Origin of the sequence: Acinetobacter sp. 22301 (genome assembly GCF_052045285.1) — a bacterium.
In the GTDB taxonomy this organism is placed as follows: domain Bacteria; phylum Pseudomonadota; class Gammaproteobacteria; order Pseudomonadales; family Moraxellaceae; genus Acinetobacter; species Acinetobacter pittii.
Genome location: NZ_JBQEOR010000006.1, coordinates 209,551 through 228,416 on the forward strand (window position 1 = coordinate 209,551; position 18,866 = coordinate 228,416).

Consider the following 18,866-nt stretch of genomic DNA (forward strand, 5'->3'; position numbering starts at 1 on the left):
AAGTAAAAAGGGCCTGTATTTGACAGGCCCTTTTTTATTACTTCTGTTTTAAGGTTGCGACTTCTTCTGCGCTTTCTTGTGGTAGGCCTTCCGCCGTAAGCTCTTCATGCTTCTTAATTTTTTTCTTATTTTTCTTTTTCTTCTTTGGCTCCTCTTCAATTTCTGCGCCATCTTCAATGGCTTGCCAATATTCGAGTTGCTCCATTACAGCAGCATAAATAGAGTGTTTACTGTACTTACCTTTTTTGTCGAGTGTACCGACAGGACGGGCCATTAAAATCTCAAGCGCTTGATCAATCGTATCAATTGCATGGATATGGAATTGACCACTTTGTACCGCATCAATCACATCTTGGCGTAACATCAAATGCTGCATGTTTTGACGTGGAATAATGACACCTTGTTTGCCAGTTAAACCTTGTAATTTACAAGCATCATAGAAGCCTTCAATTTTTGCATTTACACCACCAATTGGTTGAACTTGGCCTAACTGGTTCATAGAGCCGGTAATTGCCCATGATTGATCAATTGGTATTTGGCTAATTGCAGAAATTAATGCAGAAAGCTCGGCAACTGTTGCACTGTCGCCGTCCACTTGTCCATAACTTTGTTCAAATGCAAGCGCAGCAGAGAAATGTAAAATCTGTTCACGACCAAAGTGAGCTTTCAAGAAGCTAGACATGAGCAACACGCCTTTGGCATGTAGTGAACCGCCAAGCTCTACACTACGCTCAATATCAAGAATATCACCGCCACCTTGATAGACTGACGCAGTCAAACGTGAAGGTAAACCAAACTCAACATCTGCATAGTGAATAACAGAGAGGGCATTGATTTGACCTAAACGATGACCAGAAGTTTCGATTAACTGAGTTCCACGTGACAGATCTTGCCAGTAAAGCTCTCTTAAATAGCCTAAGCGATACTGTCTGTGTTGTAGTGCCAAGTTAATGTGCTGGTCAGTTACAAGCTTTTCATTGGCTTTAAAAGCATGGTGATGTGCTTCGCGAATGAGGTCGCCCAAAGTTGAAGCATGTAACGACAGTGAGCTTTGGTCTTCTGCCTGACGACTTGAGTCGGTAAGTAAAGCTGCTAAAGCACTGCGATCAAACGGAAGTAATTTATCCGCTTGTACATAATCAGCAATTAGCTGCATGTAGGCTTGCTCATTTTCGTCATTACGTTGCAGAGTATCGGTAAAATCTGCACGAATTTTAAATACGCTGCCAAGCTCTGGTTCTACTTCTAAAATTTCATAATAAATTTCAGGTTCTGCCATAAGAACCACTTTAATATCAAGTGGAACAGCAGCAGGTTCTATCGAGATAGAGCCTGTTAACGTCAGCATATGTTCAAGAGAGGAAAGCTTGAGCTGACCTGATTTTAAGGCACGTTTTAAACCTTGCCATGCATAAGGCTGTTCGAGTAATTGCTCAGCCTCAAGCATTAAAAAGCCACCATTCGCTTGATGTAGAGCACCTGGACGAATGAGAGTGAAATCTGTGGTAATTGTGCCGTTGTGAGTAAGTTGTTCAACATGACCAAGCAAGTTGTAGTGCGTTGGGAAATCTTCAAAAATAACCGGTGCACCACTGTTTGGTTTGTTTGAGACAATTACATTGGCCTGATAACGTGCAGGCACACGATTGAACATTGCTGGAGCAAAGTCATCTTCTTCTTGCTCTAAAATGAGTTCAACATTATCAATTACATCTTGAGCATATTGTTTTAAATAATCTTCAAGGCCTTTGACTTGACCATATTTATTTAAAATCAAATCCATGCGTGGCTTAACCACTTGGGTCGCGATGTCTCGATTCAACACAGAGACTTTGTCACGTGCGTCATCTTCTAAATCACCTAAATGCAAACCAAGACGCTCGAGCTTTTTATCCATGTAGCGAACATTCGCTGCAATTTCAGCACGTTGCTTAGTATTTAAAGCATCAATTTCTGTTTGAGTCAGTTCTTGCACCTGATCATCTTTTACTTGTACAGGTACAAAGCCATGCTTTTCATTGCGGGAGATGAGTTTTAAGTCGAGCTCTTCGCCTTCTTTGGTTAACTCGACAAGCGCTTGTTGCTGCTCATCTCCAGTTTCCTCACGGATACGTTCAATACGGTTATGATAGGTCTCGGCACTAAAACGGCGTTCAAGCTGTTTTAAAATAATTTGCCAAGTTTGATGAAGGGCATGCTGAAACTTGGTTCCTTGTCCAGCAGGGAAGCGTAAAGCAAGTGGTTGGCGTGCTTGCTTAAAATTATAGACATATACCCAGTCATCTGGAGTAGGCATTGTTTTCGCATGTTGTTGGAGTAAACGCTTAATCATGGTGCGTTTACCCAAGCCTGCTGTTCCTACTGCAAAAATGTTATAGCCAGAGTAGGGTAAAGAAATACCTGCTTCTACCGATGCTTTGGCACGGTCTTGCCCTAAAAAGTTGTTAAGCGGTTTTATACGTTTTGTAGAAGCTGGAATTTTTTCAAAATCTGGAATATGTGTAAGTTGTTCGGGTTTTAAGGCTGTTTTATCCAAAGTCATTTTTATATCAGGTTGCTCAAAAGCTGAAGGAAATGCATTTATTGTGACGTTTGTGGTGTTTGTTTTAGCGAGTGATAAAGTTGAGATGGTCACTTGATCAAGTTTTTGTGTCACTGTTGATATCCAGCAAAAGAAAACGAAGGTTGAAGCTTAAAGGTATACAGGTTTAGCATAAAATATCAAGCAAACTTGCCGTTTTTATCGCCAAAACAAAATTGATTGCATAAAGAATCTTGAAAGGAATTGTAAGAAGGGTTTGAATAGGCACATTTATAATTTATGGAAAATAAAAAACGAATGAGTGCTGAATCAAAAGGGTGGAAAAGTTCCTTTATGGCCTTCTTGGATCGCCGAGCAATTATTATGTTGTTTTTAGGCTTTTCATCAGGAATTCCCATATTTCTAATTTTTTCAACTTTATCATTTTGGTTGACTGAAGCTGGAATTAACAGAAGTACTATCACCATGTTCTCTTGGGCAGCTTTGGCTTATTCGTTCAAGTTTATTTGGGCACCTTTGATAGATAAATTACCACTTCCTTATTTAACAAGAAAAATGGGGTTAAGACGTAGTTGGCTATTAGTTGCACAAATTTTGGTTATCTGTGCAATTTGTTTAATGGCATTTACAAATCCCTTACCGAATACTTCTGATTTTGGCTCATTTTCAAATCTGACCATTATGGCAGCAGCTGCTATTTTCCTTGGCTTCTCTTCAGCTACTCAAGATATTATTGTTGATGCTTATCGTATTGAATTAACTGAAGATCCTAATGTGCAAACTGTTTTAGCTTCAACGTATAATGCTGGATATCGTACTGCTACAATCATTACACAATTAGGTGCGTTATTATTTGCAGCTTCACTGGGTACAGCTGTTGGTAATTATATATATGAAGCTTGGCGAACTACATATTTATTAATGGCAGGCCTCATGGGTATAGGAATAATTACAACATTATTTATTCATGAGCCTGAAGTTAAACGTATTCAACATCACTATCAAGCTAAAGATTATTTTCAGTTATTCTCGGTTTTTGTTATTTCAACCATCGTTTTTGGGATTAGCTTTTACCAAATTGGTTTAATTTTTGATTCGTTTTCTATCGAAGATGCTTTTTTAAACTTTCTACTTTTAGTCATTAAATTTTTAATTAGTATATCAATTGCGGTTATTGTAATTTTTGGGTTAATTAAGTTTGGTCTAATTAATAAGAAAATTGTTGTAGAAACATGGTTGTCACCTTTACTAGATTTTTTTAAGCGATATGGATTAAAAGTTGCTTTAGCAATTTTATTGCTAATAGGTTTTTATCGTATTTCAGATGTCGTTGCTGGTGTAATGGCTAATTTATTCTATTTAGACTTAAATTTTGATAAAGAGGAAATTGCTTGGTTTAATAAGTTTTTTGCAATCTTCTTTGTCATATTGGGTGGTTTTCTCGGAGGAATGTTAGCGCAACGCTATAATGTAATGAAAATGATGTTGTTAGGAGCAATTTTAGCAAGCACTACCAACTTGATTTTTGTTGGATTAGTTAAATCTGGCGCTACTATGCAAAATGTTCAAGTTCATATAGGGGATCACACTTATACTACAAGCCCTGATGAAGTGGGAAATTGGTCACTAAAATTCCCGAGTAATACATTGACGTCAGCTCAGAATGAAGTCTCAATTAATTCTCAGCCTGTAGGCTATGCTGAACCTTTAAATATAAACCTTCCATTAAAAGTATTTAACTCAGAATCACAACCAGATATTTATGTTCAAGCAATTGGTGGAGATAATCTTTTATATAAAGATGAGCTGAAAAAAGATGTAATTCTTCATGGTAGTTTATTGAATCTACCTAAAAATGGTGAGCTAAAATCCGTTAGTATTTTGTTGAATTCACAAAATAAAATAGAAGGTAAGATTAAAGGTAGTGATTGGAATGTTATTATTCCTGGAAATGATCTTGCTAAACTTAATTCAATACAAGTAGAAGCAAACTATGAAGCCAATAAGCAAATACATACTTTAACTTTAAACCATTCTTATCAAAAGCAGCTAGAAGAGAATCAACCTCGTTATCGTATGAATTTATCCGATATTCCAGCGATTCCGATTGATAAAAATATGGATATCGAATTGAAAGGAAAAGTAGTTGTTCCTTATAGCAAAGTTTGGTTAGTAATGGGCATCATATTTGATAACTTAGCCTCCGGATTAGCTGGGGCAGTTTTTATTGCATTTCTTTCTAGTTTAACTAGTGTGTCATTTACTGCCATGCAATATGCTATTTTTAGCTCGCTAATGCTGTTGTTACCAAAAACGATTGGTGGTTACTCAGGTACAATAGTGAATCATATCGGTTATTCAGGCTTTTTTACGGCTACATTTTTGATGGGATTACCAATTTTATTACTCGTGATTTGGGTGGGTAAATTGTTGGCTAATCAATCATCAAAATGAAAGTTTCCTAGGAGATAAATATATGCGAATGCTTCATACAATGTTGCGAGTAGGCAATTTAGAACAATCTTTAAAGTTCTATACCGAAGTATTAGGGATGAAGTTACTTCGTAAGCGTGATTATGAAGAAGGGCGCTTTACACTAGCATTTGTTGGTTACGGCGATGAAGAAACCAATACCGTGCTTGAGCTTACCCATAACTGGGATACATCAAGTTATGATTTAGGCAATGCCTATGGCCACATTGCCATTGGTGTTGACGATGCCTACAAAGCGTGTGAAGAAATTAAAGCACGTGGTGGCAAAGTTGTGCGTGAAGCGGGGCCAATGAAAGGTGGTGTTACTGTTATCGCATTTGTTGAAGATCCAGACGGCTATAAAGTCGAATTGATTCAACAAGATGCTAATGCGACAAATAACTAAAAATTGACTGTGATGCTTTAAGAATTAGTTCTTAAAAGCCTAGCTTTATTTTTTTAGCCCAGTATGATGAACGCTTGACCAAATGGTCAATTTATCAACTGGGTTTTTTATTTATCTAGAATAATCATAGGATATGGCTATGCTGAAGTTATTGGCTCTTGATCGATTTACAGTTTTGTTAGTTGGAATGGTACTACTAGCAACATTTTTTCCAGTCAGTGGTCAAGCAGCTCAATATTTCAATACACTGACCACAGTCGCGATTGCAATCTTATTCTTTTTGCATGGCGCGAAACTATCACGTGAGGCTGTAATTGAAGGTATTTTGCATTGGAAAATGCATTTACTGGTCTTCGCATTTACTTTCTTTATTTTCCCTGTAATTGGTCTGTTGGCTAAGCCAATTTTATTACCTCTGTTAGGTCAACAGCTGTACTGGGGTTTTTTATTTATGTGCTTTTTACCCTCTACAGTTCAATCTTCTATTGCATTTACATCAGTGGCAAAAGGGAACGTGGCGGGAGCGGTGTGCAGTGCATCTTTTTCAAACTTGATTGGTATGTTTATTACACCAGTCTTGGTGAGCTTTTTTATTTTAGGCCAAAGCCAACATGGATTTGATCCGACGACTTCAATTATACAAATTACATTATTACTATTAGTACCATTTATTTTAGGTCAATTATTACGTCCTTATATTTTCCCTTATATGGCAAAAGTTCCGAGTATTGTTAAAGCATTTGATCAAGGCTCGATTTTGATGGTGGTGTATGGCGCATTTAGTGGAGCAGTAGTTGCAGGGCTTTGGCATCAAGTAAGTTGGAAAACTTTACTCATTCTAACAATTGCGTGTTCAGTACTTTTAACAATTATTATGCTATTAGCACTTTACCTACCGCGTGCTTTAGGTTTTAACCGAGCAGATCAAATTACAGTTTTCTTTTGTGGCTCCAAAAAGACCTTGGCGAGTGGTGTTCCGATGGCGCAAATCTTATTTATTGGCCAACCATTAGGCATGATCGTGTTACCTATTATGATTTTTCACCAAATCCAGTTAATGGTGTGTGGGGTGATCGCAAATTACTTGGCTAAATCCCAAGATTAATTCGCAAAAAAAAATTATTTGACGTATAATGTTGCCCACTTGTTGTGCTTAGCTCTAACCCTAGAGGTTTCGGTGGGCCAAAAGAATGGTCTGTTGTGGTGTTGATCTGCTCATTTTGAGCCTGTCCTCAACTTAAGTTGAGAGTGATCAATTGCGATGACAGCTTAAGCCTTTCTTCCAATTAGGAGTAATCGACGATGCGCGCCGATATTCACCCAAAATATGAAAAATTAGTTGCAACTTGTTCTTGCGGTAACGTAATCGAAACTCGTTCTGCTTTAGGTAAAGAAACTATCTACCTTGACGTATGTTCAGCTTGCCACCCATTCTACACTGGTAAGCAAAAGAATGTAGACACTGGTGGTCGTATCGACAAATTCAAACAACGTTTTGCTGGTATGTCTCGCTCTATCAAGCGTTAATACTGCAATACGAAACAAAAAACGGGCTTTATGCCCGTTTTTTGTTTTTCAGCACAAGACCATTATTGGTCTTGTACGTCTGTTAATCGATCAAGTTTTTTCTGGAAATAGCGACCTTGCAAGAAACGCGTTTCCACATTCCATGCGTTAGCAAATAAGTTCATATCATCTAGATCACTCAGTAAAATCCCGACTGGTTTTACAGTCAAATAGTTCAAAACCTTTTCTTGTAAGCGTGTTAGGCCATCATCTGAGTTTAATAGCTCAGTTTTCTTCGATTGCAGTTTTAAATATTGAACGTCTAGTTGTTGCAATATTGATTCGCTATACATAGAAGAGCTGAAATCCCGAATCGAAATTTCTGCGCCGTGTTGACGCAGGCAAGCTATGTGTTGCTGAGCAATTGCAAGATGAGGCTGAATTGCTTGTTCTGAAAATTGTAAAACCAGTGGGCTTTCAAGCTTACTACCAATAATGGTGAGTAGTTTTGAAATTAGCTCGGGGAAGGATTTATCTTTGAGCAAGATATCAATATTCAGGTTAATAATCAGTTTGGCTTTCGGGTACTGAGTAATAAAGTTATGTAGTTGCTTACATGCCTCAACCAAAATCCAGCGATCTAATTGAATAGAAAGTTCACTGTCTTCTCTTAATTCAGCCAAGTCATTTATGTCATACCATTGTTCATCGCTAATAAAACCGCTAGTCACCTCATAGTTATGGGTTTCTTGATCGTGTTTATCGTAGATTTGCTGATATTTTAAATGAATTTCACTTCGAGCTAGCTGCTGCTTTAATTGCTGCAATAACGAAGATTGCAAAGGAGCATCGACTTGCTCAAGGCTTAGATCAAGCGATATAGAAGATTTGACAGGCTCAGGAGCGATAATATCGATGGTTGGTGCCAACTCAATTTCTGCCTGCGCCTTAGGTAACTCTTGCTGACTTGTTTGAGCAAGTAAGCTTGTAAAGCTATCTTCATTTAAAGGTTCAGTAATTGAGGCATAGCTCAGCTTAAATTGGATCGAGTAATTAAGCTCATTAATCTTTAATAAATGCTCTTTTTGCAAACTTTGCAGACTATTCAGTTGGGAGTTAAGGACTGTGCTGTTTTCAGCTTGTAAAACGCCAACATATGCACCAAGTTCGATATTAAAAATCGGCATTTGCGCGTGTTCTTTTAAGAAACTGTGCAGCTGATTGAAATATTGTGCAGGAGTTTGCCAATCTTGTTGAAATACTCGCTCTGGGCATTGATTTAATTTAAATAAAATTAATGCGTTGGCTTGAGCAGGGTAGGTCGATAGTTGTCGATTAATTTGTTGCCAAGGCGTTTGTACACCATAACTCTTTTCTGAAAAAAGTGTATTTGCAGGTGTTTTTAAATCCAGTTGGTAGTCAATGGTTAACTGTACGGCATCTTCTTCCTGACTAGGAATAAACTCTAGTTTTAGAGCATTGTTACCTGCGATTGCTGCATGTTGACTCTGAATTTCAAAACGTGCCTGATCAAATTGGCCTAATGAAATTTTCTTAAATCTTTGTTTAAAAACATTTAAATCATTAGGTTGTAAAACATCTAAGATTGGCAGGCCAATAATCTCGTCTTCTTGCTTAAATCCAAAAAGGTTGAGGTATTCTGTATTTGCCTTAACATGCATCCCTTCTTGAAAAAGGGCAACTGCTTTATGGCTATTGTTGACCAATGTTTGTGTATGGGAGTGAATTGTTTCTAACTCATTTGTCAGGCGTTGTTCAGTCTGCAATAACTGGCTATACGACAAGGTCCGAATAAGAGTGATATAAAAATAATCTAATGGTTCTAATGGAACTACATCATAGATACCTTTTTGAATATAAGCCTGATATTGTTGAGGCTGATAATCTTCAGGTTGTAATAATAAAACAGGTAAATTTGGCTGCTCAGATGCTTGAATGAGGGAGAGAGTTTGTTCAATTTTTAGGTCATAAGCACGACCAAAAATAATAGCATCCCACGGCGTATTTAACTGTTTTTCAAAACTTTTTAAATCATCAAGTAATAATGCCTGAACTTGATAATCATTCCCCAATAATAAATTTAAAATCTGGTTATAACGTAGCTGGTTGTCATCAATAATGAGTAAACGTGTTTCAGTACGTTTTAACTTTTTAGATAATAAAGAGTTTCTCACTTTAGTGCTTCCCATAAATCTTGAGTGCTAGAGTTATTACCCTTTTTCATCATGAACTGATCAAGCAGACCTTGTTGCTGCTCATTCAAAAGTTCAAAATGAAATTGAATAAAACTTTGCGTAATGAGCTGTGCTTTGAGTAGATACACTTTGATTTCTTCTGTCCCCAATCGTAAATGAATTGTTTGTTGCTCTCTAAAAATTTGAGAGCCCGGTAAAATAAGCGTATTTTGTATTTCTTCTAGATTTTGTGTTTGTAGTAATAGTGCGGGATGATAATTGCGAGTATGACGCTCAGCTTGAATATGCACTGAACAAGGGAACATAGCTTGCGACAAAATCTCTAAACCTAACTCTAGGGATTTTTCTGTCGATTGTTTAATCCAGCGAATCACACCGCCACGCCATTGTCCATGCAAAGTTTCTTTAACTAAAATGTATTCACCAGTTCTTAAGTTCTTTGGTGCTTCGCCAGACCATTTAATACGATATCCATTGACACTAATATCGAGAACGGTGGTTTGATAAATGGTTTTACTCTCACGACTCAAGCGTTGATAAGAGCTTGTTTGTTGTTCTTTTTTCTCTAAGTTGGATAAAACCTTAGATTCGCTTTGTAAATTATAGTTATGGTTAAGCTGTAGCGTTTCTTCAAAGTTTTTTGCTTTTGATAGATAGAAATGGGCAGTGCTTAAACCAAAACAAATTTGAAGCTCTGCATTGTACTCATAACGTTCATGGCGACGTTGAGCCGTGGTTCCTAAAATCGTTTGAACATGAAACTTTAAAGCAGGGCTTAAATAAAACTTTTCATTCTTAGAAATATATTGAGCATTTTTATGCATGGTTGCAGTGACATGCTCAAGTAAAGCTTGCGTACCGATGAAGATGCTAGGGTTAAAGTTAGAGCTACGCTTTGTATTATAAACAGGTGGGTGGTCTTTATTTGGATCGACCACATATTTCGTTAATGCGGTATCTTTTGGCAAAATATGAATCATTCTTGCCCAGTCAAAACTACATTGAAACAATGCCTGAATTTCTGACTGACGAATCTGATTCGTATTTAAAATATCTAGCAAAATCAACTGAGCATAAGCTTGTGTAATATTCGCTAACGGGTGGTGGATACCCTGAATATGATTGATATTGATGAGATGATATTTGTGCTGAACTGCGGTTTCATAGAGCTGATGCGCTATTAACCATTGCCCTTTAAGAGGCTCGCTATAAAGCATGTGCTGCTGATAAAGGAGACTCGTTAATTGTTGTAGCGCATGAAACGTCGATAAAGTACGCGCCGTTTGCAAATTCTTTTTTTGCTTGTAGGCAAAGATTGAAAACTTTTGATGCTGTAGCTGCTCATGACTATTTTGTGCAATATTTAGATAAATACTGGCGAAATAACAACGGAGCAACATCGCTAATTCAATAATGTGCTCATTACGATCTGTACTAATCACGCCTTGGTTAAAGAAGTTTTTCTCTAGGCTGGCGAGTACATTGTTAATGGTTGGATGAAGCGTTTGTATGAGATCGAAACGTAGGGTTTCACTACATTTTAATTCATTGAGTTCTAAAATGGCTGTGAATAATGCTTTTGACGTATCACCGAGTTGCATAATAGAAAGGGTAGTGACCCATTCATTAAGATCTTTAATATTGGCTTCACAAAAGCTTAACCGTTCACGAGTGAGTTCGGTTTGATTGTGAAAAATGTCCGACAGCGCATTATTCATCATCACTTATTATATAACTCAAAAAGTTGTTGCCCCAAAAAGCGGTGTTTTATTCTTTTCGCCCGCAATTTCCCTGACGAGTTTAGGAACCAAATACCCCGGTAGGTTCGCTAACACGTCACGATAGATATCATCTATCTCGGATGATTCTAAATCAAAATGTTGTGCACCTTTTACTTTATCTAAAACATGTAAGTAATAAGGCATAACGCGAGCTTCAAATAAACGATAACTTAAATCAATTAACGTCTGTGCAGAGTCATTGACACCTTTCAGCAATACTGCCTGATTTAGTACAGTAATGTGATGGTCAGATAACTGCAACAATTTTGAACAAGTAAAGTCATCGAGTTCAGAAGCATGGTTTGAGTGTACCACCAGAACTATACGCAGCCTACTGTTTTTTAATAAAGAAATTAGCTGTTCGTCGATCCGGTTAGGAATAACAATTGGGACTCGTGAGTGAATTCTCAGAATCTGGATTTGTTTGAGAGATGATAGGCGTTCTAACCAAAGTGCTAATTTACGGTTAGAAAGAGTAAGCGGGTCACCACCACTCAAAATGATCTCGTTAATGTTCGGGTTTGCTTCAATATAGTTTTTAATATTTAGCCAATCTTCATTTTTTGGCAAATTTTCTTGATAGGGGAAATGACGACGGAAGCAATAACGGCAATGAACGGCACAAGCACCCGTCAAGGTTAATAAAAAACGTGACTTATATTTATGTAATACACCCGGTAACTGATTGGCTGCTTCTTCGCCCAATGGGTCAGTAACAAACTCAGGATGTTCTTCGAGTTCTAAATGATGAGGTAATACTTGTAGCAAAAGCGGGTCAAACGGGTTTTTAGCGTTCATTTTTCCGACGAACGCACGAGGAACACGCAATTTAAACTTTTCAGAAGCCAGAATCGCACCCGATAATAGCTGTTCTGAGGATAACTCGAGTAGGCTTAGCAATTCCGAAGGATCAGTAATAAGGTCACTCAGTTGAGATTGCCAGTTTTGCTCTTGGTATAAATAGTTTATCATTTGACACGATTAAGATAATGCAACAACGCATTATATCGCATAGTTGACTTGTTAAGTTTGGAGTGTGCCTTTCATGGCCTATTATTCTACAAATGATTTCAAAGCAGGCCTTAAGGTTATGCTTGATGGTAACCCATGTTCAATCATGGAAAACGAATATGTAAAACCAGGTAAAGGTCAAGCGTTCAACCGTGTAAAATTACGTAACCTTAAAACCGGTAAAGTATTAGAAAAAACTTTCAAATCAGGTGACTCTTTAGAAGCAGCTGACATCGTTGAAGTTGAAATGGAATACCTATACAACGATGGTGAAATGTGGAACTTCATGGATCCTGTATCTTTTGAGCAAATCGCGGCAGACAAAATTGCAATGGGCGATGCTGCTAAATGGTTAAAAGACGATTCAAATGAAAAATGTACAATTATGTTGTTCAACGGCGTACCTTTAACAGTAAGCCCACCGAACTTCGTTGTATTGAAAATTGTTGAAACTGATCCGGGCGTACGTGGTGATACATCTGGCGGTGGCGGTAAACCAGCTAAGCTTGAAACAGGTGCGGTTGTTCGTGTTCCGTTATTTGTTCAGCAAGAAGAAAGCGTTCGTGTAGATACTCGTACTGGCGATTATTTAGAGCGTGCATAATAGTTAAAAAATACACTATTATCGAAGGGATGATGTAAATCATCCCTTTTTTTATGCGAAAGTATAAGAGGAAAAAAGAAAAAGGAGGAGTAGAGTCACAGGGATTAAGAGAAACAGTACATAACAATATAAAAATGCTGTAGTTATTTATTGAGAGGTTAAGAATGGACACAATGCAAGCGAAATCTACGCTTCCCTCCAAGCTGGTCTGGAGCCTAGTGGCAATAATAGGTGCAATTTCTTTTGGGATGCTGGCACTCAGTCGTGGTGAACATGTCAATGCGGTTTGGCTTGTACTTGCTGCAGCATGTGTATATAGCATCGCATATCGATTTTATAGTCTATTTATTGCAACTAAAGTATTTGAATTAAACCCAAGACGTTTAACCCCAGCGCATCGCTTGGCCGATGGTCTGGATTATGTTCCCACCAATAAATACGTGCTTTTCGGTCACCACTTTGCTGCAATTGCAGGAGCGGGGCCATTAGTCGGACCAATTTTGGCTGCACAAATGGGCTTTTTACCAGGAACGATCTGGTTATTGGTCGGTGTGGTTCTGGCGGGTGCGGTACAAGACTTTTTAGTTTTATTTATTTCAACACGTCGAGACGGTCGCTCACTTGGTGAAATGGCAAAACAAGAACTCGGTTCTTTTGCCGGTATTGTGGTCATGCTTGGTGCGCTTGGGGTAATGATTATTATCCTTGCGGTACTGGCATTAGTTGTGGTGAAAGCACTTGCCCATAGTCCATGGGGTGTTTTCAGTATTGCAGCGACGATTCCAATTGCATTGTTTATGGGCGTTTACATGCGTTTTATTCGCCCGGGACGTATTGCCGAAGTTTCTATTATCGGCTTCGTTTTAATGATGCTTGCCATCGTTTATGGTGGACAGGTTGCAGCAGATCCATACTGGGGTGAATTTTTCACCTTAACAGGAACACAGCTTACATGGTGCTTAATCATTTATGGATTTATCGCATCAGTTTTACCAGTTTGGTTATTGTTAGCGCCACGTGATTATCTATCAACATTCCTTAAAATTGGTGTCATTCTTGGCTTGGCCGTTGGTATTGTGATTGCATTACCTGAATTGAAAATGCCGGCCGTGACACATTTTATTGACGGTACTGGCCCTGTATTCTCAGGTAGTTTATTTCCATTCCTATTTATTACTATTGCCTGTGGTGCCATTTCTGGTTTCCATGCGCTTGTCTCAAGTGGTACAACACCAAAACTCGTTGATAACGAAGCTGACATTCGTGTGATTGGCTACGGCGGCATGCTCATGGAATCTTTCGTCGGTATTATGGCGATGATCTGTGCAACTGTCTTAGACCCGGGTGTGTATTTTGCAATTAATGCGCCTGCGGCTGTACTCGGTACAACTGTAGAATCAGCGGCAGAAGCTGTGCGTAATTTAGGCTTTGTCGTTACGCCTGAAATGCTAACGGTGTTGGCTCAAGAAGTAGGTGAAAGCTCGATTCTTTCACGTACAGGTGGTGCACCTACCTTTGCGATTGGTATGGCACATATCATTTCTGAAATTTTTAACAGCCGCCAAATGATGGCATTCTGGTACCACTTTGCGATTTTATTCGAAGCATTATTCATTTTAACTGCTGTCGATGCGGGTACTCGTGCTTGTCGTTTCATGGTGCAAGACACTGTGGGTATTGTTATTCCTGCGGTTAAATCTTCAAGCTCATTCTTTGGTAATTTGCTAGGTACTGCTGTTGCGGTAGGTGGATGGGGCTTCTTCGTCTATCAAGGTGTGATTGATCCGTTAGGTGGTGTCAATTCACTCTGGCCTTTATTTGGTGTGGGTAACCAAATGTTGGCTTCAATGGCACTCATTTTGGGTACAGTTATTCTGTTTAAAATGAAAAAAGAAAAATATGTATGGGTCACGATTTTCCCAACAATTTTCTTGTTCATTACCTGTATGACTGCGGGATGGCAAAAGATTTTCCACGAAAATCCAAAGATTGGTTTCTTGGCGCAAGCGAATAGATTTTCAGATGCGATTGCGCGTGGGGAAATATTAAAACCAGCAAAAACACTTGAAGAAATGCAGACGATTGTGATGTCGAATCAAATCAACGCTGCACTTTGTGGCTTCTTCATGATCGTTGCGATTGTGATGGTGATTGCTGCAATTGGTATTGTGCGCCGTGCATTAGCAAGCCCGACACCAACTGCTCATGAAGCACCAGCTGTATATGCTGATCCGAAAGTGGTCACCCCACGAGGAGAGTAATGATGAATTTTAAATTTGCAAAAAATGGAACTGTCATTATTGCGAAAATCATCAAAATGACAGTGCTCTCGCAAAAAGAGCTATTACTTTCTCCAAAGAACTGGTCGCGCATTGCAACCTTGTGGCAGCGTTTGCAGCAAAGCTTTCGACTCATGGTTGGGGTTCCAGACTATCAAACTTATCTGGAGCATATGAAGGCTCATCATCCTGATTTAACTCCAATGGATGCGACGACTTTCTACCGTCATTGTGTTGATTCGAGATATCCATCGGCAGGTGGTAATTTAAAGAAATGCCCTTGTTAAGTTGAGATTAATAGTCAGCTAAAGAAACGGTATGTGGTTAAACCATGTACCGTTTTTCTTTTTTGGAAAACGAAAAAGAGTTTGCTTAAAGTCTGCTCATTTGTATTTTTTTCGATGGCAAATCACTTGTTTTGCTTTTGAAAAATGAATATTATGCTTTCCATTCTAGGTGTATAGCTCAGTTGGTTAGAGCGCTACGTTGACATCGTAGAGGTCTCCAGTTCGAGTCTGGATATACCTACCAAGATTTAAAGTCATATAAACTCGAATAGCTTTATATGACTTAAAAAGCCCTAAACTATAATGGTTTAGGGCTTTTTTTATTGGTTTAATAAATTTCTTAACCGAGATCGCTTCTAAAAAAATAATAATTAAAAAGTAAATCCTTCTTTTTGTAAGACCAAGCTAAGGGAGTTAAAAATAATGATATCTAAGCTTTTGAATATAATTTCTTATTTGAATACATTGAAATAAAGCTTAATAAAATAGTTGAAATAAAATGTTTTAGTAAAATTTTTGACTAGTAATTACGTGAATAGTATTTTAAATTTTTTATTGGTCATAATTTAAAAAATACCAATTGGTAAATGTAAGCTATCAATTATAATCAATAAATTTACTTATTTTTTAATTATGTTATTATTCGCCCTCATTTTGGTAAGCCAAAATGGCTTATTAGAATGATTTTTTAAATTTATAAAATTGGAAATTTCATGTTAAATATAACTAAATATATAATAGCTTTAGCTTCAATATTCATGGTAACAACTAGTTATGCTGCTAGTGCTTTGGATGTATCGCCAATTTGTAAAAAAGTTGGTAAAGATCTAGATAGCTATATAAATAGAGGGGCACATTGTTTAGAGTCAGAACCATTTGAAATTCCATTGACTGATGCAAAAGGATTAAATGTAGGTACTGCGAAAGTAGTTGCATATGTTTATTCTGATAATCCAAAAAATGCATTAACTTGGACATTCAAGTATAAACTGCGCACAAAAATTATAGGGCAAACTGGTGATTCTCTAAAAGTACGACCTGAGTTGTACTGTTATAACTGTACAACAAAGACTGTCTACGGCAATCCAATTAATTTAGTAAATGGTTTATCTTTAGAATCTACCACTACTTTCACCCCATCTAGCACTGAATTGGCTTCTTCAAATCCCTTATTTTTATCTCCAAGTGTATCTTTTCAAGTTGTCAAAGCGAACGCTTCATTTAATGATGCGGCAAGTTATGAACCAGGGATTTATAGTCCAGGTGTTCGCTGTGACATAGGTAAAGCTAAGGCAAATACGAAAGGATGTGTATATCCAGATGTACCTCCTGTTCTTACTACAATTAAAATTACTGATCCAGATGTAGATGAGTCTGCAAAGCATATTAAAGAAGCATTTGCGGCTGGACAGCCAGGTAAATTTATTGCAGGTTCAACCAATTCAGTTTTTCCTAGTTCAAGTGCATCTGCCTTAACTCGATTACGAGATGCTCAAACTCGTAAAGATAATCGTGCCGAATCTGTAAAAATGTGCAAAGTCAAATATGGACCAACGGTCGGTTCAAAATGTTTCTTTACAGGTGATTCTGATGAAGTCGCAACTGATTGCGATTGTGATGAGTTCCCGTTTGCAGCTACTCATCAAGGCGGCACAGGTGCCTCAGTGAAAAAAATTGATGCATCTGATAACCGTAGAGCAGGTAGCCGCTTAGGGTCTTTCTTTAATACCGAACGCGTTTTAGATGGCGATAAGTTCTTTATTAATGTTGATTAATAATTAAAATTAGCGAAGTACCTCCTATTTGAGGTACTTCTAGGATCTATATTTATGCAAAAAAAACTTCCAATACCAGATAACTTACCAAATCATTTAACGGACATTTTTTATCATATCAATATAAATTTGCCTAAAGGTGATTTAAAAGAAACTGTAGAGCTGGATAAAGCAATAAATCAAGTTAACGCAAGTGATGTATATGCTTCACAGGATTATCCTCTGAATAATTTATCTGAATATGCGGGTTGGGCTCTTAACTCAGAAACAACTCAATCTGCAAGTAAAGATAGCCCTTTATTAATTACTCATTGGTATTATTGGGGACAACAGCTTTATAGATCTATTAATCCGTATAAATTAGATCTAAAAGCTCCAAGTTTGTTAGAAATTCCTGCCTATACAAAATTACCAGAGTCTTTAGACTCAGTGATTGCTGAACAAGATGAAAGATTAGATCTTTCTGATACCGATGCTAAAAAGATTACTGGTTCTATTCCTGCCATGCATGGTGTTATCCCAAAGGGCAGTATATTTAAACAAGGCGATGTAATTCTAAAAAAAGATGAGAAACTGACTCCTGAAAAATTAATTGTTTTAAGACGAGCAGGAATCAAAGAATTATCTATATATAAAAATCCCAGAATCCTCATTGTAAGTATGCATTCCTTTGATAAAGAAGAAATGAGTGAGGAAAGTCTGTATGTTAAAGATGTCTTGAAAACATGGGGCTACGAACAGGTAGAAATCAAATCACTCAAACCTGAACGTTTTGATGCTGCATTTAATAATCTTAAAAAAGATAATGACCCAGCTTTAGATGACTCATTAACGACGAGCAGGGACGATTATATAAAATTCTTTGAAGAACAAACTTCAAACTTTGATGTCATTATTTGCTGCACATATCAAAATAATCGTTCTTCTTTATTCCAGCTTGAAAAACTTCCAATCTTTGATCAAAGCAGCATGTCATCAGCCTTGAATACACGTTGTATGCCAGCTAATGAAATTAAAATTCTTAAAGGACAAGATAGGACTCCACCTAGTCGTGAGACTGTGCAGATATATGATGAAAGCGGTAATCATAAAGGTATGCGTGTAGTCGTTACAGAAGACAAAGCGACTATTATTAATTTACCGGGTGACATCCAAGATATTGCGATTCTAATGCATGCTTTTGTGAAATATATTTTGAATAAGCACATCTCAGACTTTTTTGATCATGCTTACTTTAAAGGTAAAACTGACATAGAGATTGTTCCTGATGTGACAAATAGAAAGTTGTTATGGGGGCACTATAAGCCTCAAGAAAATGGGGAATATGTATTAGAAATTATTGAGCAACAACAGTCATATCAGATAGAGCCATTTGTTAAAGCGAATTGTATTGTGATAGTACCTTTTCAAGAGCAGACAATTGCAAAAGGCACTGATTTATATTTTATGAAAATAGGTTAAGTCTAATTTCTATTTATAATTTAATTGAGCGGTGTAACCTTTAAACTTGTTAAAAGGTTACAACCTATAAAGTTATAGCTGCCAAAACCCCCACCTTTATAAACCCCACTTTAACAATCACTTATCCATTATTTATCCTTACTTTTTAATGATCTAATTTAAAGCAAATGTCATTTTGTGTGCTTGACTGCTAAAGGGCAGAGCACTATCCTTTGCCTGCTGGCCACATTGCCAGCCGGCTTTGACAGGCTGAATATTATCTCCCGCATCAGAGTTATTTCTTCTGAGGAATAGTCTTGTGTGGTAGCTACTCGTCCCTTTCCCGTAGCGGTAGGATGATCTGACCCCATAAAGTTGGACAGTTAGTTAAGCAGTTTTTAAAAACTGGTTTCTATATTGTACAGGGAATAAACCTTGTAGCTTCACCTTGATTCTCTCATGATTATAATAATGAATGTACTCTCGTATAGTTTTCTCTAACTCATCAGTTGATTGAAATTTTTCACCATGAAAGCACTCCGATTTT

At 37.5% G+C, this 18,866-nt stretch carries 14 protein-coding genes and 1 tRNA gene; 10 read left to right on the forward strand and 5 right to left on the reverse strand.

Annotated features, from left to right (window positions below):
- Positions 1 to 37: 37 nt before the first annotated feature.
- Entirely contained in the window at positions 38 to 2,656 is a 2,619-nt protein-coding gene (locus ACTJJH_RS11640) for a Lon protease family protein (RefSeq protein WP_320124341.1), read from the reverse strand.
- Positions 2,657 to 2,821: 165 nt separating this feature from the next.
- Between ACTJJH_RS11640 and ACTJJH_RS11645 the strand changes: the two genes are divergently transcribed.
- The 4 genes from ACTJJH_RS11645 (at position 2,822) to rpmE (ending at position 6,947) form a co-directional block, all read left to right on the forward strand.
- On the forward strand, positions 2,822 to 4,996 hold the full coding sequence (locus ACTJJH_RS11645) for an AmpG family muropeptide MFS transporter (RefSeq protein WP_440601154.1): 2,175 nt from the start codon (positions 2,822 to 2,824) through the stop codon (positions 4,994 to 4,996).
- Between the two features lie 22 nt (positions 4,997 to 5,018).
- Complete coding sequence (gene gloA / locus ACTJJH_RS11650) at positions 5,019 to 5,420, forward strand: lactoylglutathione lyase (RefSeq protein ID WP_005067992.1); 402 nt, start codon at positions 5,019 to 5,021, stop codon at positions 5,418 to 5,420.
- 133 nt (positions 5,421 to 5,553) lie between these two features.
- The gene (locus ACTJJH_RS11655) at positions 5,554 to 6,525 is read left to right on the forward strand and encodes a bile acid:sodium symporter family protein (protein WP_014207306.1); all 972 of its coding nucleotides are present in this window, start codon (positions 5,554 to 5,556) and stop codon (positions 6,523 to 6,525) included.
- 197 nt (positions 6,526 to 6,722) lie between these two features.
- Positions 6,723 to 6,947 carry a 50S ribosomal protein L31 gene (gene rpmE / locus ACTJJH_RS11660; protein WP_001200845.1) on the forward strand — a complete coding sequence of 75 codons (225 nt, stop codon included), beginning with the start codon at positions 6,723 to 6,725 and terminating at the stop codon, positions 6,945 to 6,947.
- Between the two features lie 62 nt (positions 6,948 to 7,009).
- Here the strand turns inward: rpmE and ACTJJH_RS11665 are convergent, their stop codons facing one another.
- The 3 genes from ACTJJH_RS11665 to epmB are packed head-to-tail and all read right to left on the reverse strand — an operon-like array spanning position 7,010 to position 11,895.
- Positions 7,010 to 9,121 carry an EAL domain-containing protein gene (locus ACTJJH_RS11665; RefSeq protein WP_161282500.1) on the reverse strand — a complete coding sequence of 704 codons (2,112 nt, stop codon included), beginning with the start codon at positions 9,119 to 9,121 and terminating at the stop codon, positions 7,010 to 7,012.
- Positions 9,118 to 10,863, reverse strand: coding sequence for a hypothetical protein (locus ACTJJH_RS11670; RefSeq protein WP_025466675.1), 1,746 nt, complete (start codon positions 10,861 to 10,863; stop codon positions 9,118 to 9,120). The genes ACTJJH_RS11665 and ACTJJH_RS11670 overlap by 4 nt, the downstream gene beginning before the upstream one ends.
- 15 nt (positions 10,864 to 10,878) lie before the next feature.
- Positions 10,879 to 11,895, reverse strand: a complete 1,017-nt coding sequence (gene epmB / locus ACTJJH_RS11675; protein WP_440601155.1) for an EF-P beta-lysylation protein EpmB — start codon at positions 11,893 to 11,895, stop codon at positions 10,879 to 10,881.
- A gap of 73 nt (positions 11,896 to 11,968) precedes the next feature.
- On the opposite strand from epmB, the gene efp reads away from it, so the two are divergent.
- From efp to ACTJJH_RS11705, 6 genes are all read left to right on the forward strand, one after another.
- A complete protein-coding gene (gene efp / locus ACTJJH_RS11680) occupies positions 11,969 to 12,538 on the forward strand; it encodes an elongation factor P (RefSeq protein WP_002118666.1) in 570 nt (189 codons plus the stop codon).
- 164 nt (positions 12,539 to 12,702) lie between these two features.
- Complete coding sequence (locus ACTJJH_RS11685) at positions 12,703 to 14,799, forward strand: carbon starvation CstA family protein (RefSeq protein ID WP_005068001.1); 2,097 nt, start codon at positions 12,703 to 12,705, stop codon at positions 14,797 to 14,799.
- Entirely contained in the window at positions 14,799 to 15,104 is a 306-nt protein-coding gene (locus tag ACTJJH_RS11690) for a YbdD/YjiX family protein (RefSeq protein WP_000980869.1), read from the forward strand. Before ACTJJH_RS11685 ends, ACTJJH_RS11690 begins: the two co-directional genes overlap by 1 nt.
- Positions 15,105 to 15,271: 167 nt before the next feature.
- Positions 15,272 to 15,348 (forward strand) — tRNA-Val (locus ACTJJH_RS11695).
- A gap of 469 nt (positions 15,349 to 15,817) precedes the next feature.
- Positions 15,818 to 16,879 carry a NucA/NucB deoxyribonuclease domain-containing protein gene (locus ACTJJH_RS11700; RefSeq protein WP_005068002.1) on the forward strand — a complete coding sequence of 354 codons (1,062 nt, stop codon included), beginning with the start codon at positions 15,818 to 15,820 and terminating at the stop codon, positions 16,877 to 16,879.
- Positions 16,880 to 16,933: 54 nt separating this feature from the next.
- Positions 16,934 to 18,340, forward strand: coding sequence for a molybdenum cofactor biosysnthesis protein MoeA (locus tag ACTJJH_RS11705; protein WP_440601156.1), 1,407 nt, complete (start codon positions 16,934 to 16,936; stop codon positions 18,338 to 18,340).
- A 366-nt stretch (positions 18,341 to 18,706) separates the two neighbouring features.
- Here ACTJJH_RS11705 and ACTJJH_RS11710 read toward each other — a convergent pair.
- On the reverse strand, positions 18,707 to 18,866 hold a 160-nt coding region (locus ACTJJH_RS11710; RefSeq protein ID WP_440601157.1), incomplete at its 5' end, for an IS3 family transposase.